This is a genomic window from Bradyrhizobium centrolobii (assembly GCF_001641635.1).
Lineage (GTDB): Bacteria > Pseudomonadota > Alphaproteobacteria > Rhizobiales > Xanthobacteraceae > Bradyrhizobium > Bradyrhizobium centrolobii.
The window spans coordinates 127,730-149,915 of record NZ_LUUB01000051.1; the positions used below are offsets into that span (position 1 = coordinate 127,730).

A 22,186-nucleotide genomic window follows, 5' to 3' on the forward strand; every position below is an offset into this window, starting at 1 on the left:
GAGGTCCCATGTCAACTTATGTCGTCAGGTTCATGAAGGACGTAGTCGGCCATGGTCGGCAGATCGAGGTTTGCCAAGGCACGCTCGAGATCGATGCCTCCGACGAGGACGAAGCCAAGGAGCGGGCGAAGGCGAAGTTCTGCCAGGACCAAGCCTTGCATCACTGGTCGCTGCATGCCGACCGGATTCAGGTGAAAGCGGCTGACTTTCCGTCGTGAGGGCCGCGGGCCTGCCTAGTGTCCAGGGGACGTTGCGGGCGGCGGCGCCGTTGCACCGGCGCCGAGCGAGCGTTGCACCATGACAGTGTCTGACCAGCGGCCGTTGCGATAGGCGACGCCGCAAAGCAGGCCAACGCGTGCAAAGCCGAACTTTTCGTGCAGTGTCAGCGAGGGCGCGTTGTCGGCATCGATATAGCCGATCATCTGGCGGAAGCCGGCCGCCGCGCAGGCGTCGATCAATTCCCCAAGCAACAGCCGCCCGACGCCGCGCCCGAGATGCTCGTGGTGGACGTAGATCGAGTGTTTCGCGGTGTAGCGGTAGGCCGGACGCTTGCGGAACAACACCGCATAGGCATAGCCGACAACCTCGCCGCGAAAGGTCGCGACCAGATGCGGCAGGCGGGTCTGTTTCAGGTTCTTGCGGCGGTCGCGCAGATCGTCCGGTTCGGGCGCGCCGGTTCCCTCGACATCCCGCGGCACGCCAGAGCGGACGTGATGGCGGTAGATCGCCAGCATCGCCTCGACGTCGCCGTCGCGTGAGGGCCGGACCAGTACCGGCTCGTCATCCGCGCGCATCACGTCTGATCCGTTCATCGGCAGCTACTCGGCTACGACGTAAGTATAGAGCCCGATGCGGCCGGTGGCATCGACCTCCTTGTAGACCCCCTGGATCTCGACCTCGAATCCCGGAAAGGTGTTGAAGCAGGTCTCGAACATCTTGAGATAGTCGATCATGGGCTTGGCCCGTTCCGTCAGCCGCTCGCCGGGAACGATGGTGGCGATGCCGGGCGGATAGACCACGAAGGGCGTCGTGGCGATACGGCTCCCGATCGCCTCGATCGGCAGGTAGTCGACGTCGTTCCGGATCAGGCAGCGCGCCGCATCGCGCGGCGACAGCGCGATCTCCGGCAGGTGCTCGGGCAGGAACTGCCGCGCCTGAAGCGCGCTGACATCGGCGGCGCGGAAGAAGCGGTGCATCTCGGCGCAGAGATCGCGCAGCCGCACGCCGGCATAGCGCGCCTGCCGCCGCTGATAGAATTCCGGGATGGCGTCCGCCAGCAGCGCGTTGTCGTCGTGCAGCTTCTTGAACGCGACGAGCCCGGAGATCAGCGTGCCGGCCTTGCTCGCCTCGACGCCCGGCGTGAGCAGGAAGAGCAGGGAGTTGAGGTCGTTCTTCTCGGGAACGATGCGGTTCTCGCGCAGGAACTGCGCGACGACCGGCGCGGGTATGCCGTGCTCGGCATAGGCGCCGGTGGCGCGATCGAAGCCTGGCGTAAGCAGAGTCAGCTTGTTCGGATCGGTCATGGCAAAGCCTTCCGTCATGCCGGGAAAGCCGTGCCAGGTGCTGTCGGGCGAGAGCTGCCAGAGCGCGGGATTGGTGGCGAGTTCGTCGGTCGAGAGCGTCTCCCAGGCGACGTTGTGCGCGGCCCCGGGGCGGCTGACGTCGGGAATGGCGATACGATCGGGAACGAAGGGTTCGAAGAACCAGCGGCGGTCGGGATTCTGCTCCTTCTCCTCGAATTCGCGGCCCATGGCGCGGATCTTCTTGCGCAGCTCGATGCCAAGCCGGATCGTGTCGTCCCACAACACTTCGCCGGAGCGGCCCTTCATCATCTGCGCGCCGACGTCGAGGGAGGCGAACAGCGGATAGAACGGCGAGGTCGAGGCGTGCTGCATGAAGCTTTCGTTGAAGCGGCGGTGCTCGACGCGTCGCTTCTGGCCGCGGATGTGACGATCCCTGATGTGGATCTGCGAGGCCTGCGAGAAGCTGGCGAGCTGCTTGTGGGTCGACTGCGTCGCAATGATGCCCGGCGCGTCTGGAGAAAGATTCGACAGCCCCATGGCGAAACGGCCGGCATAGATCGGGTGGAACTTCATGAAGCCGGCCCAGGCCTCGTCGAACAGGATGTACTCGCAGAGATGACCGATGCGCTTCAGGATCATCTCGGCGTTGTGGATCGAACCGTCATAGGTGCACTGCTCGACCACGGCGACGCGGAACGGCCGCTCCTTGCGCCAGGCGTCGCGGTCCTTGACCAGCGGATGGTTGCGGATCGCCTCGCGCAAGGCTTTCTCGTCGAGCGCGTCCCAGCGCATCGGGCCGATCAGGCCCCAGGCGTTGCGGATGGTCGGGACATAGATGGGGATGCCGCCGTTGATCATCAGCGCGCCGTGATGGGCGGCCTTATGGTTGTTGCGGTCGAACAGCACGAGATCGCCGTCGGTGACTAGCGCGCCGAGCGCGACCTTGTTGGAGGTCGAGGTGCCGTTGAGCACGAAATAGGTCTTCTCCGCGCCGAAGATCGCGGCAGCCTCCTTCTGTGCCTTCAGCGCCGGGCCTTCATGGGTGAGGAGGTCGCCGAGATCGAGCACGGAATTGTCGAGGTCGTCGCGGAACACGGACTCGCCGAGATGCTCGACGAAGACGCGGCCGATCGGGCTGCGGCTGTAGAACATGCCGCCATTGTGGCCCGGGCAGGTCCAGAGCTGGTTGCCTTCCTCGGCATAGTCGACCAGTGCCCCGAAGAACGGCGTCTTCAATGTTTCCGCATATTGCTTGAGGCGGCTGATCAGGTTCTTGGCGATGAAGGGCGGCGTTTCCTCGGACAGGAAGACGTAGCCGTCGATGAAGTCGAGCACCTCGACCGGGAGGTCCTCGAAGCGCTTGCGCCGGATCAGCAGAATGATCGGGAAATCGAGGCCGCGGCGGCGCATCAGGTTGATCAGCGCCGACGTCTTGCCCTCAAGACCCTTCTTGCCCCAGTCCACCACCATGCAGCCGATCGCGGCATCCGTCTGCACCGCGATCTCGGCGTCCTCCAGCTTGCGGGCCCGGACCACCTCGAAGCCGGAGCGCTGGATCTCCTCGATGATCTGGTTGAAGCGGATGCCTTCAAGATCGTCGGCGTCGAACACCGGTGCGGCGAACAGGAAGTTGAAGCGCTTGAAATAGTCCATGTCAGGTCCCGAATGTGCCAGAGCAACAGGTCTCGGCACATTCGATGACAGTTAGATGACAGTGACCGGCTTCATGCCGGTCAGCCGTCGGTTATCCGTGGGAACACCGATTCCGCGCCGTCAGTCGAGGAGCTTGTCCAGCGTGATCGGGAAGCGGCGGATCCGCTTGCCGGTGGCGTGATAAACGGCGTTCGCGATCGCGGCGGGGACGCCGACGATACCGATTTCGCCCAGTCCCTTGACGCCCAGCCGGTTGATCCGATCGTCGCGCTCTTCGACGAAGATCACGTCGATGTCGTGGATGTCGGCGTTCACGGGGATATGGTACTCGGCGATGTTCGGATTCATGATCCGGCCGAAGCGGTGATCCATCACCGTCTCCTCATGCAACGCCATCCCGATCCCCCAGACCACGCCGCCCATGATCTGGCTCCGCCCGGTCTTGGTATTCAGGATCCGCCCGGCGGCGACGGCACTGACCACACGGGTCACGCGGATGACGCCGAGCTGCTCGTCCACCTTCACTTCGGCGAAGACAGCCGAGTGCGTGTTACGGGCGTGCGACTTGTCCTCCGCGAACTGGTTGAGCTTCTGCTTCTCCAACCGCTCGAGCTTGCCGTAGCGCATCGCATCCGCGATCGAGACGGCACGACCCTTGTCGCCGTTCTTGCTGATCGTGCCGTCGACAAGGATCACATCGGCCGCATCGACGCCGCCGAGCGGCGAGGCGGGCATCGTGCTGGCAAGACGCGCGAGGTCCTGGCGAATGTCCTCGGCCGCGCCCAGCACCGCATGGGCGCTCGATGCAGCCATCCAGGAACCGCCCTCGACGGGGGCTTGCGGCAGGGTCGAGTCGGCGAGCCTGACGCTGATGTTCTCGATCGGCAGCCCGAGCGCATCGGCTGCCACCTGCGCCACGATGGTGTAGGTGCCGGTGCCGATATCGGACGCCGCGCAGGACACCTCGGCATGGCCGTTCGCGGTCAGCACGATGCGGGCGGCGACCGGCATCTGCAGCGCCTCCCACACGCCCGTCGCCATGCCCCAGCCGACCAGCTCCTTGCCATCACGCATCGAGCGCGGCGCAGGATTGCGCCTGCTCCAGCCGAAGGCTTCTGCGCCGCGGGCGTAGCATTCGCGGAGCTGCTTGCTGGTGTAGGGGAGGTCTTCACTCTGGTCGCGATCCGAATAGCTCTTCAGACGCAGCTCGATCGGGTCGAGCTTGAGCGCGACGGCCAATTCGTCCATGGCGCATTCGAGCGCACAGACGCCCGAAGCCGCGCCCGGCGCGCGCATGTCGCAGGGGGTGGAGACGTCGAGGCGGACAAGCTTGTGGGAAAAACGGCTGTTCGGGCTCTTGTAGAGCTGTTCCGCCCAGCCGGTGTCGTTGCGCGAGAAATCCTCGTAGCGCGAGGTGACGGCCGTGGCCTCGTGCGTGACAGCGTCGAGCGTGCCGTCTGGCTTCGCGCCGAGCCCGACGCGCTCGATCGTCGCCGGCCGGTGACCTAACCCATACATCTGCTGGCGGGTCAGCCCGACGCGAACCGACCGCTCCAGCGCGAGCGCGGCAAGCGTTGCCAGCACCACCTGATATTGCGGCCGCAAGCCGGAGCCGAAGGCGCCGCCGACATAGGGCGAGAGCACGCGGATGTCATCCGGCTTCTTGCCGAACACGCTGCAGAGAAATTTGTGGACGTTCTGGACGCCTTGCGTCTTGTCGTAGACCGTGAGCCTGCCGTTGCCGTCCCACACGGTCGTGGTCGCAAAGAGCTCCATCGGGTTGTGGTGCTCGGTTGGAACGAAGTAGTCCGCCTCGTGCCGCACGGAAGCGCCGGCAAGCGCTCTCGCGGCATCGCCGCGCGGCTTGTGCAGCTGCTTCACTTCGGCGCCCTTGCTGCGCTCGGCTTCGAGGTCGGTCGCAAATGACTGCTCCTCCTGATAGTCGACACGCACCAGCGTCGCGGCAAATTTTGCGGTTTCCCAGTCCTCCGCCACGACCAGCGCGATCGGCTGGCCGTTGAACTTGATGCTGTCGTCATAGAGCGGACGGAACGGCGAACCTTCCTCCGGAGCCACCTCGTCCTTCCAGGCTTCGTCCTTGTCGGCAAGGGGCGGGCGGTGCGCATGGGTGAGCACGTCGAGCACGCCCTTCACCTTCAGCGTTTCGCTGGTGTCGAGGCGGGCAATGCGCCCGCGTGGAATGGTGGCCGCGACGACGAAGCCATGCGCGAGTCCGTCGGCTGCGAATTCGCCGGCATATTTGGCGGCCCCGGTGACCTTGGCCCGGCCGTCGACGCGGGATGTTGCCGTTCCGACATAGGCGTTCATTGGCCCCTCATGCGATCTTCTTGTGGGCTTGCGATTGCGGCGTCGCGCTTGCGGCCTGCGTCAGCGTCCGCACGATGGCGCGGCGCGCGAGCTCGATCTTGAAGCGGTTATGCGAACTGGCCGTTGCTCCCCGCAGCAGGAGATCCGCGGCGCGAGAGAAACGATCCGTCGTCGCCGCCTGGCCACGCAACGCCGTTTCGGCTTCGAGGCTACGCCAGGGCTTGTGGGCCACACCGCCGAGGGCCACGCGTGCCTCGCTGATCGTATCGCCCTCAAGTTCAAGCGCAGCAGCAACCGAGACCAGCGCGAAAGCATAGGACAGGCGGTCGCGGATTTTCAGATAGCTGTAGTTGTGGGCAAAGCCGCGCGGCGGCAGTTCGATTGCCGTGATGATCTCGCCGGTGCCGAGATCGGTATCGATGTGGGGCGTATCGCCAGGGAGTCGATGGAAATCCGTCAGCGCCATCGCGCGCTCGCCGGATGGGCCTGCGATGTGCACGAGCGCGCCAAGCGCGGCCAGCGCCACGCTCATGTCGGACGGATTGGTCGCAATGCAGGAGGCGCTGGTTCCGAGGATCGCATGGTTGCGGTTGCGGCCGTCGATCGCCGAGCAGCCGCTGCCGGGAGTTTGCTTGTTGCAGGGCGTCGCCGTGTCATAGAAATAGGCGCAACGCGTTCGTTGCATCAGATTGCCGCCGACCGAGGCCATGTTGCGCAATTGCGCCGAGGCGCCGGCGAGGATGGCGCTGGCGAGCAGCGGGTAGCGCTGCTCGACCAGCGGATGGTAAGCGAGATCGGAATTCGGCACCAAGGCACCGATGCGCAGACCTCCGTCGGCCGTCTCCTCGATCTTGCGGAGCGGCAGGCGGGAAATGTCGATCAGTCGGGATGGCTGCTCGACATTCTCCTTCATCAGGTCGATCAGGTTGGTGCCGCCGGCAATGAGCTTGGCGCCGGGATGGGCGGCGAGCAGGAGAATCGCATCGGCGACATCAGTGGCCCTGGAATACTGGAAGTTGATCATGGCCGCCCCATTGCCTGCTGGATGGCCGCGACGATGTTCGGATAGCCACCGCAGCGGCAGAGATTTCCGCTCATCAGCTCCCGGATTTCGTCGGCATTTTTGGCGTGGCCTTCGGCCAGCAGGCCGGCCGCCGAACAGATCTGTCCCGGCGTGCAATAGCCGCACTGGAAGGCGTCGTGGTCGATGAAGGCCTGTTGCAGGGGATGCAACGCGCCGTCGCTGGCAAGACCCTCGATGGTCGTGATCTCGGCACCGTCCTTCATCACGGCGAGCGTCAGGCAGGAATTGACGCGCCGGCCGTCCACCAGCACGGTGCAGGCGCCGCACTGACCGTGATCGCAGCCCTTCTTGGTGCCGGTCAGCTCGAGGTGGTCGCGCAGCGCGTCCAGCAGCGTGGTCCAGGGCACGAGGTCGAGCGTGCGCCTGACGCCATTGACGACGAGATCGATCGGAATGCGGTCGGGAATTTGATTTGCGGCATCGGCCATGTCTATGTCCCCTGCGACGGAGGCCGAGCCGAGTAGTCAAGCCGTGCTGACGCGAGGGCGCGTCGTCTCCGCTGGCCAATAGCGCCTAACGGACAACCGGTCGCTTGGTTCCTGGGGACTGCCGCGAAGCCGCAGTCAGCGTTTCCCTTCGCCGAACACCACCGTCGGTACTGCGCGGTTGACGACTTCGCGAAGCGCGAAGCTCGATTGCACCCGCGCCACGCGCGGCAGCCGCGACAGTTCGGTGCGGTGGATGCGCTCGAAATCCTGGATGTCGCGGGCGAGCACGATGAGGATGTAGTCGTCAGTACCTGACATCAGGAAACAGCGCACGACGGAGGGGCATTTGACCACCTCCGCCTCGAACGCCTTCAGCGCGTCATCGCTCTGGCTCTCCAGAGCGATGCGGACCAGCACCGTGGTGGTGAGGCCGAATTGCGCAAGATCGAGCGCGGCCTGGTAAGCCTGGATATAGCCGTCATCCTCCAGCGCCTTCTGCCGCCGCGCCAGCGCCGTGCTCGACAGCCCGACCTTGTTGGCAAGCTCGGTGTGGCTGGCCCGCGCATTGGTGGTGAGTTCCGCGAGGATCGCGAGGTCTTTCCGGTCGAGGGCCAAGGTTTCGTTTCCAGCGTGAAAGGGCGCATCCGCGCCGGAAACCGGCGCCGGGACGACGAAACTAGCGGATATTTGCACGAAACCAAACCACACCTGCCGCTACGATAAACAAAAGAATCAACATGTTGGCGAAGGAGCTCGCGATGCGCGTCGGTGTCCCCAGGGAGATCAAGGTGCAGGAATATCGCGTCGGGCTCACCCCGGGCGCTGTCCGCGAATATGTCGCGGCCGGGCACCAGGTCACGGTCGAGACCGGCGCCGGCAGCGGCATCGGCGCCTCCGACGAGGTCTATCGGCGGGCAGGGGCCGCGATTGCCGAGAGTGCCCGCGACATCTTTGCCAAATCCGACATGATCGTGAAGGTGAAGGAGCCGCAGAAAAGCGAATGGGCCCAGCTCCGCGAGAACCAGATCCTCTTCACCTATCTCCACCTCGCGCCGGATCCCGAACAGGCCAAGGGCCTGCTCGCCTCCGGCTGCACCGCGATCGCCTATGAAACCGTCACCGACGCGAACGGCAACTTGCCGCTGCTCGCGCCGATGAGCGAAGTCGCGGGCCGCCTCGCCATCGAGGCAGCCGGCGCCGCGCTCAAGCGCTCGGCCGGCGGCCGCGGCTTGTTGCTTGGCGGCGTGCCCGGCGTGCAACCGGCGCGGGTCGTCGTGCTCGGCGGCGGGGTGGTCGGAACGCAGGCTGCGCGCATGGCCGCGGGATTGGGTGCCGAAGTCACCGTGATCGATCGCTCATTGCCACGGCTGCGCCAGCTCGATGACCTCTTCATAGGGCGGGTGCGGACGCGCCTCTCCACCATCGAGGCGGTTGAAGACGAAGTGTTCGCCGCCGACGTTGTGATCGGCGCGGTGTTGGTGCCTGGCGCGAGCGCGCCGAAGCTCGTCACGCGCGCGATGCTGAAATCGATGCGGCCGGGTGCCGTGCTGGTCGATGTTGCGATCGACCAGGGTGGCTGCTTCGAGACCTCGCATCCGACCACGCACACTGATCCGACCTACGAGGTCGACGGCGTCGTGCATTATTGCGTCGCCAACATGCCGGGTGCGGTGCCGGTGACCTCGAGCCAGGCGCTGAACAACGCGACGCTGCCGTTCGGGCTGATGCTCGCGAACAAGGGATTTGCGGCCGTGCTGGAAAATCCGCACCTGCGCAACGGGCTCAACGTGCATCGCGGCCGCATCACCAACAAGGCGGTGGCGGACAGTCTCGGGCTTGACTTCGCGCCGGTGGAGAGCGGGCTTGCGGCGTAGAGTTGCCGCTTAGGCCGGCTTGCGGTAGCGGCTGCCGAGCGCGGCTTCGATCGTCTCGGGCCGTTTGATGCGTTCGATCAGCATGTCGATGCGGTCGCCGCCCCAGAACAGCTCGCCGTTGAACACCATGGTGGGAACGCCGAACACGCCGAGCGCCTCGGCCTCGTCGATGATGCGATCGTGTTCGGCGCGTGCGGGGCCGTGGACGTAATCTTCGAAGGCGCTGGCCGAGCCGCCGCAGGCGGTGATGACGCCGGTGATGTCAGAGAGATCGTCGATCTCGAGCTCGTGGCTCCAGAAGCGGCGGAAGACGGTGTCGTGATACGGGCGGAAGAAGCCGTGGGCTTGCGCGAACAGCATGCCGACGCTGGAATAGAAGGCATCGTAGATCCGCCGCGGCCCCTTCATGGTGAGCCCTTGCGCATTGGCAAAGCGCCGCGCGTCCATATAGGCGTAACGCACCTTCCGCCAGAAATGCGGCGTGCGTTCCTCGACCGTTCCCATGAATTCGGCGACACGCAGCGTGTAGGGCAGCCATTCCAGCTCGACGCCGTGTGCCTCCTCGAGCTCGAACAGTCGCTTGTTGGCGACGAACGCATAGGGGCTCTTGTAGTCGGTGTAGATGCGGACGTGCGGCTTGGGCATGGGAGGGCTTCCTTTCGGACGCGTGGCGCTGCTTGCAATGTGGGAAAGTGGCGCCGCAAATTCGTCATTGCGAGCGCAGCGAAGCAATCCAGAGTGCCGCCGCGGAAAGATTCTGGATTGCTTCGCTGCGCTCGCAATGACGATGTGGTCAGAGTGCACACTAACGCTACAGCAAGCCAGCGTCGACAGGTGGTTTACCCCTTCGTCAGTTTGTACTGCCCGAGATCCGGGTCGTGCGTCATGCGCCAGTAGTCCACGAACCGCCAGGGCATTGCCGAGAACACGCGGCCGCTGCTGTTGCGATAGTAGGTGGTCATGCCCGGATGGGTCCAGATCATGGCCTCGTGCTCGGCGTCGACCCTGCCGACGTAGTCGTCGAGCACGTCCTGGCGAACGTCGATGGCGGCGACGTCCTGCTCGATCATGTCGGCGAGGCAGGCGGAGATGTAGCGGCTCTGGCATTCCGACTGGAAGATGACGCTGCCGCCATGGGCGGGGCCGGAGTTCGGGCCGAGCATGCAGAAGAAGTTCGGAAAGCCCGGTACCGTGAGGCCGAGGAATGCGGTCGGGTTGTCGTTGCGCCAGGCGTCGCGCAAGTCTTTGCCGTCGCGCCCGGTGATGTTGAGGCGGGCGGCCATCTCCGTGACCTTGAAGCCGGTCGCGACCACGATGATGTCGGCGGGGCGGTGTTCGCCGTCCGCGGTGACGATGCCGCTCTGGTCGAAATGGTCGATCGCGTCGGTGACGAGCTCGACATTGGAGCGCGTCAGCGTCTTGAACCAGTTGTTGTCGAGCAGGATGCGCTTGCCGTAGGGCGGATAGGTCGGCACGCATTTGGCGATCAGGTCGGGGCGATCTTTCAGCTCCGACAGGATGAAGTCGGTCAGCTCCTGGCGGTGCCGGTCGTTGCCCTTGTTGACGGCACGTTCCGGATGCGGCCAAGCCGGGTCCTTGCGCAGGAAGGGCAGCAGGCCGTCGCCATAGCGCCAAAACATGTTGAAGCGGTACCACTGCACATAGAAGGGCAGGTGCGCGAGCAGCCAGCGTGCGCCCTCGGTGATCGGATCGGAATAACCCTTCACCGGCCGCGCCCATTGCGCGCTGCGCTGATACACCGTGACCGAGGCGACGCGGCCCGCGATCGACGGCACGAGCTGCATCGATGTCGCGCCGGTGCCGATCACGGCGACATGCTTGCCGTCGAGCTTGATGTCACCGGACCACAGCGCCGAGTGCAGGATCGTTCCCTTGAAGTCGTCCTCGCCCTTGAAGCGGGCGCGGGAGGGATCGTTGAGCTGGCCGATCGCGCTGACCAGCGCGGTGGATTCGAAGGTCTCTTCGCCGTTCTTGGTCTTGAGCGTGGAGATCCAGCGCCGCTTGCCTTCGTCCCAGCGCGATGACGTGAGCTCGGTGTTGACGCGCAGATGCTTGCGCATGCCGTATTCGTCGGCGACCTTCAGCAAGTATCCGAGCAGCTCCTCGCGCTGGCAGAAATAGCGGGTCCATGCGTTGCGCGAGCCGAAGGAGTAGGAATAGGAGTGGTTCGGCGTGTCGACGCCGCAGCCGGGATAGCGGTTGATCCACCAGGTGCCGCCGAGCTCGTCGTTCTTCTCGACGATGGTGTAGGGGATGCCGAGGTGGCTCAGCGCCACGCCGAGCGCGATGGCGCAGACGCCCGCGCCGACGATCAGGACGTGCTGCTGCGCGAGCTTGTCATCCGAAGGACGCTTGGTCCAGCGCGCCTCGCGCGGCACAAAACCCATCTCCTCGCGCATCAAGGGCGCATATTCCGGCGCGACATTCTCGCCGAGGCAGGCACGCATCATCTTCAGCAGCAGTTCCTCGCCGGGGTCGGTGATGACGGGCTTCGGCGCGCCATTGGCGAAGAGTTTGAGCACCGCGGCGCGGATCTCATCTTGGACCTCTTTGGGCACGCCGGCGTGGGGATCGGGAATGAGGCGGATATCGCGCTTGGGCAGGTACGGCGGCTCGAGCCAGCACTCATCGCCCGTCATATGCACGAGCACCATCAGGAGGCAGCGGATATCGCCCTCGGCGATGGTCGAGGCAAGGTCGAGCGGCTTGTGCGGAGATTCGATGTTCATGGCTTGTCCTGATCTCCGGATGAATTGAAGAGGCCGCGCGTCATCAGCTTGCGATAGGCGGAGATGACGTGATCGGGCACGGCAGTGACGCCGTCGGGCGAATAGGAGTAGCGCCGGCTGAGATAGCCGCGCGAGCCCATCAGCATGTGGACGATCGCCTCGAATTCCTCGTCGCTGTAGTCGTCGATCGCGCCGGCGAGCCGCGCGCGACGCAGGATGCGCACATAAGCGGTCGAGACGTTGTCGAGATGCTTCTGGTAGCCGATCGGCGCGAAGAACTCTGCCTCATTGAGGATGCGCAAAAATTCCGGCACCTCGCGGATGAAGTCGAAGAAGGCGGAGAAGCGCTCGATCTCCTGTCGCGCTGCGTGCGCGGTGCCGGTGCGGGCGCGGATGAACTCGACCATGTCGAGGCCGATCTTGGGCAGGAGCTGGTCGAGCAGCTCCTGGCGGTTCTCGAAATGATTGTAGAAGGTGCCTTGCGCGACGCCGGCCTGTTCCGTGATGCGGGCGACGGAGGCTTCGGCATAGCCATATTTGCCGACGATCTTGGTCGCGGCGTCAAAGATTTTCTGCTTGGTCCAGGCGTTGCGCTCGACGCGGTTGAGCTTCGTCACCTTGGCGGTCACGTCTGCTTGCGTCATTCGGAAGTCTCCAACTCGGCGCGCAGCACGCGCTTGAGGATCTTACCACTGGGATTGCGCGGCAGGCTGTCGCGAATGACGAGCTCTTTCGGCACCTTGAAGCTCGCGAGCCGCGCGCGGCAATGTTCGGTGAGGGCAGGCAGTTCGAGGCTCGCGCCTTCGGCCAGCACGACGATCGCGACCGGCCGCTCGCCCCAGCGCGCGTCGCGCAGGCCGATCACCGCGACCTCGCGCACCTCCGGCAGTTCATAGATGACGCGCTCGACCTCGGAGGAGGCGATGTTCTCGCCGCCGGAGATGATCATGTCCTTCTTGCGATCGGTGAGGTACAGAAAGCCCTCGTCGTCGAGATAGCCGACATCGCCGCTGCGGAACCAGTCGCCGAAGAAGGCGGACGCAGTCTTCGCCGGATCCTTCCAGTAGCCGTGCGTGATCTTCGGCCCGCGCAGGCAGATCTCGCCATTGACGTTCGGCGGCAGGGTCTTGCCGGCCTCGTCGCGGATCTCGATCTCGACATGGGCGATGGCGCGGCCCGTGGAGCCGATCTTCTCGATCTCGCGGCCGGCGTCCATGAAGGTGTCGCCGCCCACGGTTTCGGTGAGGCCATAGGCATCGATATAGCGCGCATTGCGGAAGTAATCGGAGAAGGCGCGGATGCGCACCTCCGGCGTCTTCTCGCCGCCGCCGATCGCCCATTTCAGGCTGGAGACGTCGTAGCGATCGCGCGTGGAGCAGGTGAGCATCGCGGTGGTCATGACAGGTGCGAACCAGGCGGCGTTGAGCTTGTCCTCCGCGATCGCTGCAAGCGCCGTTTCCGGCTCGAAGTTGCGCTGGATCGCGATGAAGCCGCCGTGCCAGAGCACGGCGATGCCGGGCAGGTCGAGCGCGCCGACATGATAGAGCGGGCCGACGACGAGAAGCCGCCTGTCGGCGCTGAGGCCCAGCGCGATCGTCTGGTCGGCGGACTTCCAGTAGAAATTGTCGTAGGTGAGCATCACGCCCTTGGGGCGGTCGGTCGTGCCCGAGGTGTACATCAGCCGCATCAGGTCGGGTGGCTGGCGCACGTGCATCGGTGCCGGCGGCGTGTCGCCCGCGAGACGCGTAACGCTCTGCTGCGCGGCCTCATCGAGCACGACGATCGTCGCGCCGGCGGCATTTGAAGCCAATTCCTCATCGACGATCAGGAGGCGCGCGCCGGCATTGCCGACGATGTAGCCGACCTCGTCGCGGGAGAGCCGGAAGTTGATCGGCAGAAAGACCGCGCCGAGATGGCTGGTAGCGAAGACCAGCTCGAGGAAGGCCGAGCTGTTCTTCATCAGCACGGCCACGACGTCGCCGGCGCCGATGCCCTGCGCAGCGAGCCAGCCGGCCACCTGCCGGATACGCGCGTCGAAGGTCGCGTAGGAAATCTCCTCGCCGCGATATTTCAGCGCAGACCGGTCCGGCGTTCGCCGGGCATGAAAGGCGATGAAGCTCGACAGATTGATCATTGTGCGGGTGTTTGGGCCGGTTGCCAGCCTCGTTTCCTCATCGATGAATTCTGACTCGTAATTCATCTTTGGCTTGACGTCACCCCCCACGCTCTGAAATTGTTGGGAACACGGAGACGAGATGATCTCCGGCAAGGGACAGGAAACGCCGACCCGAAAGAGGGAGGGGAAAGATGACGAGAACCCGCAGACCGGGCATCAGCCGCCGTTCAACGCTGGCGCTGATGGGCGCCGGTGCGATGACTGTTGCCGCGCCTTGGGTGGCGCGCGCCCAGGCCAAGACGATCAAGATCGGCATGCCGACAATTCTGTCGGGCCGCGTGGCGCAGCTCGGCACGTCGTCGCGCAATGCCGTGATGCTCGAGGTCGAGAAGGTCAACGCCGCGGGCGGCCTCGCGGGCCGCCAGATCGAGATGGTGATCCGCGACTCCAAGGGACAGCCGCAGGAAGCCGCGCGCGTCGCGCGCGAGCTCGTCAATACCGATGGCTGCGAGTTGCTGATCGATGCGGAAGCTTCCTCCGGCGCCTTCGCAGTGCACGAGGTCGCGCGCGATCTCGGCGTGTTCTGCATCCACACCAATTCGGAGACCTCGGCGCTGACCGCGGACCCTAAGCAGCATATTCCGAACGCCTTCCGGACCGCGCGCCAGGGCGTGCACGATTCCATCGTCGGCGGCAGCTATGCGGCCGCGATCGCCAAGGCCAAGGGCCTGAAGAAGTGGGCGACGTGCTCGCCAGACTACGCGTATGGCCGCGACACGACGGCCGAGTTCACGCTGTATCTGAAGCGTTTTGCGCCAGACGTCGAGATCATCAGCGAGTCCTGGCCAAAACTGTTCCAGCCGGACTACACCGAGGTGGTGACGAAGATCCTGCAAGCGAAACCGCAGGCACTCTATTCCTGCCTGTGGGGCGGCGATCTCACCTCCTATATCGACCAGGCCAACATCTACGCGATGTTCGGCCAGATGGAGGTTTTCGCGGTCAACATGGCCGACTACACCGCGCTCACCGTGGTGAAGAACCTGCCCAAGGGCATCCACTCCGGCAACCGCTACATCAAGACGTTTCCGGGGACGCCGGAGAATGCGGCGTGGGGCGACGCCTACAAGGCGAAGTACAACGAATATCCGACCAACTGGTCGTGGGAGAACGCGACCGCGGTCATGCTGATGGCAGAAGCCGCGAAGAAGGCGAACTCCGCTGACGGCAAGAAGCTTGCGGAAGCACTGGCTGGTCTTACGATCAAGTGCCCGTTCGGCGCCGACGGCACCGTGACCATGCGCGCCGAGGACCACACGCTCGTCGGCTACGCCATCGGCTGGGGCACCACGATCCCGCAGGAGCCCTACGTGCCGGAGGTCAAGGCCGGCGACTGGAAGACCATCTTCGAGCTCGAAGCCGAGTGGAAGAAGAGCAAGGGCTACACCTGATCGCGCGCGCGGCGGAGGCGCACGATCGCCTCCGCCTGCTTCATTTGTTTTTCCGCGCCGATTTTGGCGCGCCACAATGAAAGTGCTCCCGTGGATCTCGACGCGCTTGCCGGCTGCCTCTCCAGTTCTGCCTGCCTGGTGACGCAAACCACCAGCGGCCTCATCATCGGCATGCTGCTGTTCCTGGTGGCGGTCGGGCTGACGCTGATCTTCGGCGTGCTCAAGGTCGTCAATTTCAGCCACGGCGCCTTCTACATGTTCGGCGCCTACTTTGCGATGACGGCCTATCAGCTCACCGGCAGTTTTGCGCTGGCGATGCTTTGCGGCGCGGCCGGCACCGCGATCCTCGGCCTGATCTTCGAGCGCGTCTTCATGAGCCGCGTCTATGGCGCTGATGTCCTGATGCAGCTCCTCGTCTGCTACGCTTTCGTGCTGATCTTCGACGATGTCGTGCGGATCATCTGGGGGCCGGAATTCAGGTCGATGGGCATGCCGGCCGCGTTCCAGGTGATGCCGCTGTTCATCGCCGGCGGCGTGGTGCCGCCTTACTACCTGCTGCTGATCGGCGTCGCGCTCGCCGCGGCCGTCGTGCTCGGCATCGGCCTCTCGCGCAGCCGCATAGGCAAGGTGATCCGCGCCGCTGCGCATAATCCCGGCATGGTGTCCGCGCTCGGCATCAACACCGGGCTGATCTATGGCGGCGTGTTCGCGCTCGGCGGCATGCTCGCGGGGCTGGCCGGCGCGCTTGCGGCGCCGGTCCGCTCGCTGACCCCGGGCATGGGATTCTCGGTGCTGATCGAATCCTTCATCGTCACCGTGATCGGCGGCATGGGCTCGATCCTGGGCGCGCTGATCGGCGCTTTGCTGCTCGGCCTGATCCGCTCGTTCGGCTCGCTCGGCTTTCCCCTGTTCACCGAAGGCCTGATGTATCTCTTCATGGTGATCGTGCTGGTCTCCAAGCCCACCGGCCTGTTCGGCAAGGAGGCGGCATGACCGAGCTGGAGGCCGGCCGCGCGGAGACACTGGTGCCAGGGCGCGGCGTCACGACGGTTTGGGAACGCTATCGCGATATCCTGATCGCGCTGATCGCCTTCGCCGTGCTGGCGAGCCTGCCGCTGTTCACCGGCAGCAAGGCGCTGCTCGATTTCGTCATCCGCTGCTCGGCCTACGGACTGTTTGCGACCTCGCTCAATCTGCTGGTCGGCTATACCGGCCTGACCTCGTTCGGCCACGGCATGTTCTTTGGCCTGGGCGCCTACAGCTTTGGCCTGATCATGCAGCGGCTCGGCGTGCCGATCCCGATCGCCTTCGTCGCGACGCTGGCGATCACGGCGGTGGTCGCCGCTGTCATCGGCGCGATCTGCGTGCGGCTGAAGGAGATCTATTTCGCGTTCGTCACGCTCGCTTTCCAGATGTTGATCCACTCGACCATCCTGTCATGGGCGTCCTTCACCGGCGGCGATCAGGGCCTGCGCGGCGGCATTCCGCGGCCCGTCTTCCTCGGCGTCGACCTCTCCAACCACATCCATCTCTATGTTGCGAGCTGCGCGCTCTTGATCCTCGGCCTGCTGGCGATGCGTCAGATCGCGCAATCGCCGTTCGGCTATACGCTGCGCATGATCCGCGACAACGCGGCGCGCGCGAGCTTCCTCGGCATCGACGTCTGGCGCGCAAAACTCACCATTTTCGTGCTGGCGGCGCTGTTCGCGTCGATGGGCGGCATGGTGATGGCGTTGTTCGTCTCCGGCGCCTATCCGGAGTTCGCCTATTGGACGATCTCGGGCGAGGGCATCTTCATCAACATGCTCGGCGGTGTCTCGACCTTCCTGGGGCCGATGGTCGGCACCGTGCTTCTGCTGCTGCTCAACGACACCGTCACGCGATTCACCGAGTATCATGGCATCGTGCTCGGAATCGTCATCCTGTTCTTCGCGCTGGGCCTGCGCAAAGGCCTGCTGGATTTCGTCGCCGAGTGGTTCGCGCACCGGCGCGAGGCGGGCGAGGGGCGCTAGCAATGCTTCAGATCCGCAACCTCGCAAAATCCTTCGGCGGCGTGAAAGCGACCAACGACGTCACGCTCGACTTCCCCGATGGCTCGCTGACCGCCGTGATCGGCCCGAACGGCGCGGGCAAGAGCACCTTCTTCAACCTGATCACCGGCGCGCTGAGGCCGGATGCAGGGCAAGTGCTGCTCGACGGCGTTGACCTTGCCGGACGCTCGCCGCCGGAGATCGTCCGTCACGGCATCGGCCGCGCGTTCCAGGTCGCCAGCATCTTCCGCTCGCTCACCGTGCAGGAAACCATGCTCGCTGCCGTCAGCGCCGATCAGCGCACCTCCGCGGTGCTGCACAAGCGCTTTCCGTTGCCGGAGACGCGCGATCGCGCCGAGCACGTGATGGAGCTGCTCGGCCTCGCGGGAAAACGCAACCGCACTGCGGCGACGTTGTCGCATGGCGACCAGAAGCTGCTCGACATCGCGCTCGCGCTGGTGCTCGAGCCGAAGGTTTTGCTGCTGGACGAGCCGACTGCGGGCATGGGCCCGGAGGAGCGCTGGCGCATGATCGACAAGGTGCGCGAGCTCTGGGAGAGCCAGAAGATCACCGTCGTCTTCATCGAGCACGACATGGACATCGTGTTCAAGATCGCGCCGAAGATCGTCGTGCTCTGCTACGGCCGCATCCTCGCGACCGGCACGCCCGACGAGATCCGCAACAACAGTGCCGTGATCGAGGCCTATCTCGGCACCGAACATGCGGGAGCGGCCGCATGAGTGCAGCCATCATCGAAGTCGCCGATCTCGATGTCTACTACGGCACGAGCCAGATCCTGTTCGGCGTCGGCCTGTCGGTGCGGCAGGGCGAGACCATGGCGCTCTTGGGACGCAACGGCGCCGGCAAGTCGACGACCATGAAGGCGATCATGGGTCTGGCGCCGCCGCGGCGCGGCAGGATCAGGCTGCGCGGCACGGTGATCTCCGGTCTCAAGCCGCACACCATCGCGCGCGCCGGCCTCGGCTTCGTGCCGGAGGATCGCCAGATCTTTCCGGAGCACACCGTTGAGGACAATCTCGTCATCGGCAAAAAGCGCGGGCCGGACGGCCAGGACGAATGGCCGATCAGGCGCATCTATGAGGTCTTCCCGCTGCTGGAGCCGCTGCGCCACCGCATCGCCGGACGACTTTCCGGCGGCGAGCAGCAGATGCTCGCGATCGCGCGCACGCTGATGGGCAATCCGGCGCTCTTGCTGCTCGACGAGCCGAGCGAGGGGCTTGCACCGATCATTGTGCAGCGGATCGGCGAGCTCTTGCGGCAACTCCGGAGCATCGGATCGACCGTGCTGATCGCCGAGCAGAACATGCACTTCTGCTTAGGGCTTGCGAGCCACGCCACGGTGATCGACAAGGGCCAGATCGTCTATGCCGCCGGCATCGAGGATCTCAAGGCGAACGACGCCATCCGGCGCCGTTATCTGGCCCTTTAGCCGGGGCGCCGGTCCCCAATCGGCCCAAAGAAGAAAACTATTGCCGCAGGTTCGCCCGGCGGAAGGAGTTTCCCCTCCGACGGGCAAAAAAGCCAATCGCTTCCATTGCCGTTTTGAGCCGAAACGACGACATTTCCGTCAGAAATTGATGGATTGGCCCAGCCATGGAACGCACTGGATTTGAACCCTTCGGCGAGCGCCTGGTGTCCGCGACGGACGCCCAGCCGCAGTCGCGTGCGTCAAAGTATCTGCTGCGGGCCGGCACGGGCCTGTTCTGGTCGCTGGTCGCGGCTATCGTGTTCGCGCGCGCGGCCTTCTTCGAGCCCGGCATTTATGACGGCTTCAGCCGCGTCGCTTCGCTCGCCAAGAGCCTCATCTTCTGAGTCACCATCACGGCCTGAGGACAGAACTTCCCTCGGCCCTGATATGTCGAAAACTTATTTCCCTATCGAGCAGCCCTGCGTATAAATCCTTCTCCTCTGGGAGAGATTTGTGTCGCAGAATCAAGCATCCAGCCCGGCCGACGCCAAGCCGGCGACTGCCGTAAGCCGCATCCTCGCGCTGATTCCCGGCATCCTCCTTTGCATTGCCCTGGCCGGCGTCTCGGCCCTGCTCGAGCGGGCGGAGCTGGGCCTGTTCGAGCATCCCTATGTCGAGGCGCTGGTGATGGCGATCCTGCTCGGCATGGCCGTGCGCAGCTTCTGGAAGCCCGCGCCGCGCTGGCAGACCGGCATTGCCTTCAGCGCCAAGCAACTCCTTGAAGTCGCGGTGATGCTGTTAGGCGCCTCCATCAGTTTTGCCGCGATTGCGGCCTCGGGCATCGCGTTGCTGGCATCGATCGCGGCAGTCGTCGTGATCGCACTCTGCATCTCCTTCGGCCTCAGTCGCCTGCTCGGCCTGTCGACGCGGTTGTCGATCCTGATCGCCTGCGGCAACTCCATCTGCGGCAACTCGGCGATCGCGGCCGTGGCGCCGATCATCGGCGCCAACAATGACGAGATCGCATCCTCGATCTCCTTCACGGCGATCCTCGGCGTGATGATGGTGCTCGGCCTGCCGCTGCTGATCCCGCTATTGCAACTGTCGGCTACGCAATACGGTATCCTCGCTGGTCTGACCGTCTACGCGGTGCCGCAGGTGCTGGCGGCGACGGTGCCGGCCGGCCTGGTCTCTACGCAAATCGGTACGTTGGTGAAGCTGATGCGCGTGTTGATGCTGGGTCCCGTCGTCGTCGGCCTGTCGCTCGTCGCCTCGCGCTGGCAGACCGGCGCCAAGAAGACCCATGTCGGATTTTTCCGCCTCGTGCCCTGGTTCATCCTGGGCTTCCTCGCACTCGCGACCTTGCGCTCGCTCGAGATCGTGCCGGCCACCGTGGTGGGACCGGTGACGAAGATCACCAGCTTCCTCACCGTGGTGTCCATGGCCGCATTAGGCTTGGGTGTCGACGTGCGCGTGCTCGCCAATGTCGGCGGCAGGGTGACAGCCGCGGTGACGCTCTCGCTGCTGCTGCTGCTGGCGATCAGCATCGGATTGGTGCACTGGTTCAAGTGAGTGATCGCGCCGCAAGCGCGGTGCACCCTCTCCCCTTGTGGGAGAGGGTGGCTTCGCAGAGCGCGAAGCCGGGTGAGGGGTTCTATCCGCGAATAGATCTGTTGCAGTGAACGCGCGGATAGGACCCCTCATCCGGCGCCATAGCCGAAGCTTCGCTTCGGCGTTCTCTTAAGAACGGCGGCCTAAGGCCGCCTATGCCACCTTCTCCCACGAGGGGAGAAGGGAAGAGAGCCCGCAAGGTGCGAGAGCGCTGGCTCCGCCTAGATCACATCCGCCAGCGAATGGCCGTGCAACTCGATGTTGAGGCCCTGCATGCCCAAATCGTTGATCTCGCCGCCCATCGCCCTCAGGCTCTCCTCGCGGATCAGCGACATCAGCCCGCGACGTAGTGCCAGGAACTCGGACGACATCATCATCGACTGCTGCCGCGGGCGCTCCAGCGGAATCGGGATTTCCGCCTTGATCGAGCCGGGGCGCGCGGTCATACAGTAGACGCGATCGGAGAGGAAAATCGCCTCGTCGATGTCATGGGTGACGAACAGCACCGAGATCTTCAGCCGCTGCCACATGTTGGTGAGAATCTGCTGCATGATGACGCGGGTCTGCGCGTCGAGCGCGCCGAAGGGCTCGTCCAGTAGCAGCACCTTCGGGCCCGTCGCGAGCGCGCGCACGATGCCGACGCGTTGCTTCATGCCGCCGGAGAGCTTCTCTGGATAGTGCTTCTCAAACGCCTCGAGCCCGGCGAGCCCGAGCAGGGTACGCGCGGCGCGCTCCCGCTGCGAGCGCGGCATGCCGCGCATCTTCAGGCCGAACTCGACGTTCTCCCGCACCGTCTTCCACGGAAACAGCGAATATTGCTGGAACACCATGCCGCGCTCGGCGCTGGGGCCGCTCACGCGTTCGCCGTCGACCGTGATGGTGCCGGTCGTGGGTTTGAGAAAGCCCGCCACCGCATTCAGGAAGGTCGACTTGCCGCAGCCCGACGGTCCGACGATCGAGACGAATTCGCCCGGCTTCACGTGGATGTGGGTGTCGGTGACGGCCTGGACCGCGCCATCGATGGTCTCGTAGCTCAGCGAGAAGTTCCTGACCTCGATATGCCCCTTTGGTGCGCTGGTCGCGATCCCGCTCATTTTGATCTCCATGGCATCACGAGGTGCCCGGCGCCGCGGATCAGCAGGCTCGACCCGAGGCCGAGCACGCCGATCGCGATCATGCCGAGCGCGATGTCGGCATACTGGACCAGCGAATAGGCTTCCCAGGTGAAGTAGCCGATGCCGTACTGACCCGAGATCATCTCGGCCGCGATCAGCGACACCCAGGCGACGCCCATGCCGATGGTGAGGCCGGTGAAGATGTGCGGCAGCGAGGCCGGAAAATACACTTCGCGGAAGATCGAGCGCTCGCGCGCGCCGAGACATTGCGCGGCGCGCACCAGCACGGGATCGACCAGCGACATGCCGTGCAGCGTGTTGACCAGGATCGGGAAGAACGAGCCGAGGAAGGTGATGAAGACGATGCTCTGCTCGTTGGTCGGCCACAGCATGATCGCCATCGGCACCCAGGCGATCGCCGGGATCGGCCGCAGCACCTCCGTCACCGGAAAGATCACCTCATGCACCAGCTTGAAGCGGCCCATGATCAGGGCAAGCGGCACACCGACGACGGCCGCGAGCGAGAAGCCGATGAAGATGCGCCGGCAGCTGAGCAGGATGTGCATCAGGAATTTGGGATCGTGGATCGCCTTGGTGAAGCTCGCATAGACCGCCAGCGGCGAGGGCACGTTGGTGAAGCGCACGAAGAACACGACGCGGTAGGTCGTGAGCAGGTGCCAGACCAGGAGGAAAGCGAGCAGCGAGACGATCCCGATCGCGGTCGCGCGCAAACGATCCTGGTTGAGCCGGTACCAGCGCGCGGCGAGCGCGCCGAGAGAGGGCGGCGTGGCGGG

Annotated in this window: 21 protein-coding genes; 9 read left to right on the forward strand and 12 right to left on the reverse strand. The window is 64.8% G+C overall.

Features of this window, described 5'->3' with window-relative positions; genetic code table 11:
• Window positions 1-8 precede the first annotated feature (8 nt).
• Window positions 9-218: a hypothetical protein gene (locus AYJ54_RS14130; protein ID WP_063699506.1), complete on the forward strand. Its 210-nt coding sequence runs from the start codon at window positions 9-11 to the stop codon at window positions 216-218.
• A 15-nt stretch (window positions 219-233) separates the two neighbouring features.
• On the opposite strand, the gene AYJ54_RS14135 is transcribed toward AYJ54_RS14130, so the two are convergent.
• The 6 genes from AYJ54_RS14135 to AYJ54_RS14160 form a co-directional block, all read right to left on the reverse strand.
• Window positions 234-812: a GNAT family N-acetyltransferase gene (locus tag AYJ54_RS14135; RefSeq protein ID WP_063699507.1), complete on the reverse strand. Its 579-nt coding sequence runs from the start codon at window positions 810-812 to the stop codon at window positions 234-236.
• A 6-nt stretch (window positions 813-818) separates the two neighbouring features.
• Window positions 819-3,176: an Orn/Lys/Arg family decarboxylase gene (locus AYJ54_RS14140; RefSeq protein ID WP_063699508.1), complete on the reverse strand. Its 2,358-nt coding sequence runs from the start codon at window positions 3,174-3,176 to the stop codon at window positions 819-821.
• Between the two features lie 120 nt (window positions 3,177-3,296).
• Window positions 3,297-5,504 (reverse strand): xanthine dehydrogenase family protein molybdopterin-binding subunit, encoded by a 2,208-nt coding sequence (locus AYJ54_RS14145; protein ID WP_063699509.1) that lies wholly within the window; start codon window positions 5,502-5,504, stop codon window positions 3,297-3,299.
• Window positions 5,505-5,511: 7 nt separating this feature from the next.
• Entirely contained in the window at window positions 5,512-6,528 is a 1,017-nt protein-coding gene (locus tag AYJ54_RS14150) for an FAD binding domain-containing protein (RefSeq protein WP_063699510.1), read from the reverse strand.
• Window positions 6,525-7,016, reverse strand: a complete 492-nt coding sequence (locus tag AYJ54_RS14155) for a (2Fe-2S)-binding protein (protein WP_063699511.1) — start codon at window positions 7,014-7,016, stop codon at window positions 6,525-6,527. The genes AYJ54_RS14150 and AYJ54_RS14155 overlap by 4 nt, the downstream gene beginning before the upstream one ends.
• A gap of 135 nt (window positions 7,017-7,151) precedes the next feature.
• On the reverse strand, window positions 7,152-7,631 hold the full coding sequence (locus AYJ54_RS14160) for an Lrp/AsnC family transcriptional regulator (protein WP_063699721.1): 480 nt from the start codon (window positions 7,629-7,631) through the stop codon (window positions 7,152-7,154).
• Between the two features lie 143 nt (window positions 7,632-7,774).
• Here AYJ54_RS14160 and ald point away from each other — a divergent pair, with 143 nt between their 5' ends.
• Entirely contained in the window at window positions 7,775-8,890 is a 1,116-nt protein-coding gene (gene ald / locus AYJ54_RS14165) for an alanine dehydrogenase (RefSeq protein WP_063699722.1), read from the forward strand.
• Window positions 8,891-8,899: 9 nt separating this feature from the next.
• Here the strand turns inward: ald and AYJ54_RS14170 are convergent, their stop codons facing one another.
• From AYJ54_RS14170 to AYJ54_RS14185, 4 genes are all read right to left on the reverse strand, one after another.
• Window positions 8,900-9,535: a 2-hydroxychromene-2-carboxylate isomerase gene (locus AYJ54_RS14170; protein ID WP_063699512.1), complete on the reverse strand. Its 636-nt coding sequence runs from the start codon at window positions 9,533-9,535 to the stop codon at window positions 8,900-8,902.
• Between the two features lie 194 nt (window positions 9,536-9,729).
• Complete coding sequence (locus AYJ54_RS14175; RefSeq protein ID WP_063699513.1) at window positions 9,730-11,640, reverse strand: flavin-containing monooxygenase; 1,911 nt, start codon at window positions 11,638-11,640, stop codon at window positions 9,730-9,732.
• The gene (locus AYJ54_RS14180) at window positions 11,637-12,284 is read right to left on the reverse strand and encodes a TetR/AcrR family transcriptional regulator (RefSeq protein ID WP_063699514.1); all 648 of its coding nucleotides are present in this window, start codon (window positions 12,282-12,284) and stop codon (window positions 11,637-11,639) included. Before AYJ54_RS14180 ends, AYJ54_RS14175 begins: the two co-directional genes overlap by 4 nt.
• Complete coding sequence (locus tag AYJ54_RS14185; RefSeq protein ID WP_063699723.1) at window positions 12,281-13,774, reverse strand: AMP-binding protein; 1,494 nt, start codon at window positions 13,772-13,774, stop codon at window positions 12,281-12,283. The genes AYJ54_RS14180 and AYJ54_RS14185 overlap by 4 nt, the downstream gene beginning before the upstream one ends.
• A gap of 173 nt (window positions 13,775-13,947) precedes the next feature.
• Here AYJ54_RS14185 and AYJ54_RS14190 point away from each other — a divergent pair, with 173 nt between their 5' ends.
• The 7 genes from AYJ54_RS14190 (at window position 13,948) to AYJ54_RS14220 (ending at window position 20,238) form a co-directional block, all read left to right on the forward strand.
• Entirely contained in the window at window positions 13,948-15,207 is a 1,260-nt protein-coding gene (locus AYJ54_RS14190; RefSeq protein ID WP_063699515.1) for an ABC transporter substrate-binding protein, read from the forward strand.
• 90 nt (window positions 15,208-15,297) lie between these two features.
• Window positions 15,298-16,200 carry a branched-chain amino acid ABC transporter permease gene (locus tag AYJ54_RS14195; RefSeq protein ID WP_063699516.1) on the forward strand — a complete coding sequence of 301 codons (903 nt, stop codon included), beginning with the start codon at window positions 15,298-15,300 and terminating at the stop codon, window positions 16,198-16,200.
• Window positions 16,197-17,219, forward strand: a complete 1,023-nt coding sequence (locus AYJ54_RS14200; protein WP_063699517.1) for a branched-chain amino acid ABC transporter permease — start codon at window positions 16,197-16,199, stop codon at window positions 17,217-17,219. The genes AYJ54_RS14195 and AYJ54_RS14200 overlap by 4 nt, the downstream gene beginning before the upstream one ends.
• Before the next feature lie 2 nt (window positions 17,220-17,221).
• Window positions 17,222-17,977 (forward strand): ABC transporter ATP-binding protein, encoded by a 756-nt coding sequence (locus tag AYJ54_RS14205; RefSeq protein WP_063699518.1) that lies wholly within the window; start codon window positions 17,222-17,224, stop codon window positions 17,975-17,977.
• Entirely contained in the window at window positions 17,974-18,687 is a 714-nt protein-coding gene (locus AYJ54_RS14210) for an ABC transporter ATP-binding protein (RefSeq protein ID WP_063699519.1), read from the forward strand. The genes AYJ54_RS14205 and AYJ54_RS14210 overlap by 4 nt, the downstream gene beginning before the upstream one ends.
• Window positions 18,688-18,851: 164 nt before the next feature.
• A complete protein-coding gene (locus AYJ54_RS14215) occupies window positions 18,852-19,070 on the forward strand; it encodes a hypothetical protein (protein ID WP_063699520.1) in 219 nt (72 codons plus the stop codon).
• Between the two features lie 109 nt (window positions 19,071-19,179).
• Window positions 19,180-20,238: a YeiH family protein gene (locus tag AYJ54_RS14220; RefSeq protein WP_063699521.1), complete on the forward strand. Its 1,059-nt coding sequence runs from the start codon at window positions 19,180-19,182 to the stop codon at window positions 20,236-20,238.
• Between the two features lie 260 nt (window positions 20,239-20,498).
• Here AYJ54_RS14220 and AYJ54_RS14225 read toward each other — a convergent pair whose 3' ends face one another.
• Together AYJ54_RS14225 and AYJ54_RS14230 are read right to left on the reverse strand one after the other, a co-directional pair.
• On the reverse strand, window positions 20,499-21,371 hold the full coding sequence (locus AYJ54_RS14225) for an ABC transporter ATP-binding protein (RefSeq protein ID WP_063699724.1): 873 nt from the start codon (window positions 21,369-21,371) through the stop codon (window positions 20,499-20,501).
• The coding region (locus AYJ54_RS14230) for an ABC transporter permease (protein ID WP_063699522.1) at window positions 21,368-22,186 on the reverse strand (819 nt) is incomplete at its 5' end. The genes AYJ54_RS14230 and AYJ54_RS14225, both read right to left, overlap by 4 nt.

Bases quoted from the DNA above. Each gene is read 5' to 3' on its own strand.
- AYJ54_RS14130 (WP_063699506.1), top strand. From the start codon at position 9: ATGTCAACTTATGTCGTCAGGTTCATGAAGGACGTAGTCGGCCATGGT.
- AYJ54_RS14135 (WP_063699507.1), bottom strand. From the start codon at position 812: ATGAACGGATCAGACGTGATGCGCGCGGATGACGAGCCGGTACTGGTC.
- AYJ54_RS14140 (WP_063699508.1), bottom strand. From the start codon at position 3,176: ATGGACTATTTCAAGCGCTTCAACTTCCTGTTCGCCGCACCGGTGTTC.
- AYJ54_RS14145 (WP_063699509.1), bottom strand. From the start codon at position 5,504: ATGAACGCCTATGTCGGAACGGCAACATCCCGCGTCGACGGCCGGGCC.
- AYJ54_RS14150 (WP_063699510.1), bottom strand. From the start codon at position 6,528: ATGATCAACTTCCAGTATTCCAGGGCCACTGATGTCGCCGATGCGATT.
- AYJ54_RS14155 (WP_063699511.1), bottom strand. From the start codon at position 7,016: ATGGCCGATGCCGCAAATCAAATTCCCGACCGCATTCCGATCGATCTC.
- ald (WP_063699722.1), top strand. From the start codon at position 7,775: ATGCGCGTCGGTGTCCCCAGGGAGATCAAGGTGCAGGAATATCGCGTC.
- AYJ54_RS14170 (WP_063699512.1), bottom strand. From the start codon at position 9,535: ATGCCCAAGCCGCACGTCCGCATCTACACCGACTACAAGAGCCCCTAT.
- AYJ54_RS14175 (WP_063699513.1), bottom strand. From the start codon at position 11,640: ATGAACATCGAATCTCCGCACAAGCCGCTCGACCTTGCCTCGACCATC.
- AYJ54_RS14180 (WP_063699514.1), bottom strand. From the start codon at position 12,284: ATGACGCAAGCAGACGTGACCGCCAAGGTGACGAAGCTCAACCGCGTC.
- AYJ54_RS14185 (WP_063699723.1), bottom strand. From the start codon at position 13,774: ATGATCAATCTGTCGAGCTTCATCGCCTTTCATGCCCGGCGAACGCCG.
- AYJ54_RS14190 (WP_063699515.1), top strand. From the start codon at position 13,948: ATGACGAGAACCCGCAGACCGGGCATCAGCCGCCGTTCAACGCTGGCG.
- AYJ54_RS14200 (WP_063699517.1), top strand. From the start codon at position 16,197: ATGACCGAGCTGGAGGCCGGCCGCGCGGAGACACTGGTGCCAGGGCGC.
- AYJ54_RS14205 (WP_063699518.1), top strand. From the start codon at position 17,222: ATGCTTCAGATCCGCAACCTCGCAAAATCCTTCGGCGGCGTGAAAGCG.
- AYJ54_RS14210 (WP_063699519.1), top strand. From the start codon at position 17,974: ATGAGTGCAGCCATCATCGAAGTCGCCGATCTCGATGTCTACTACGGC.
- AYJ54_RS14215 (WP_063699520.1), top strand. From the start codon at position 18,852: ATGGAACGCACTGGATTTGAACCCTTCGGCGAGCGCCTGGTGTCCGCG.
- AYJ54_RS14225 (WP_063699724.1), bottom strand. From the start codon at position 21,371: ATGAGCGGGATCGCGACCAGCGCACCAAAGGGGCATATCGAGGTCAGG.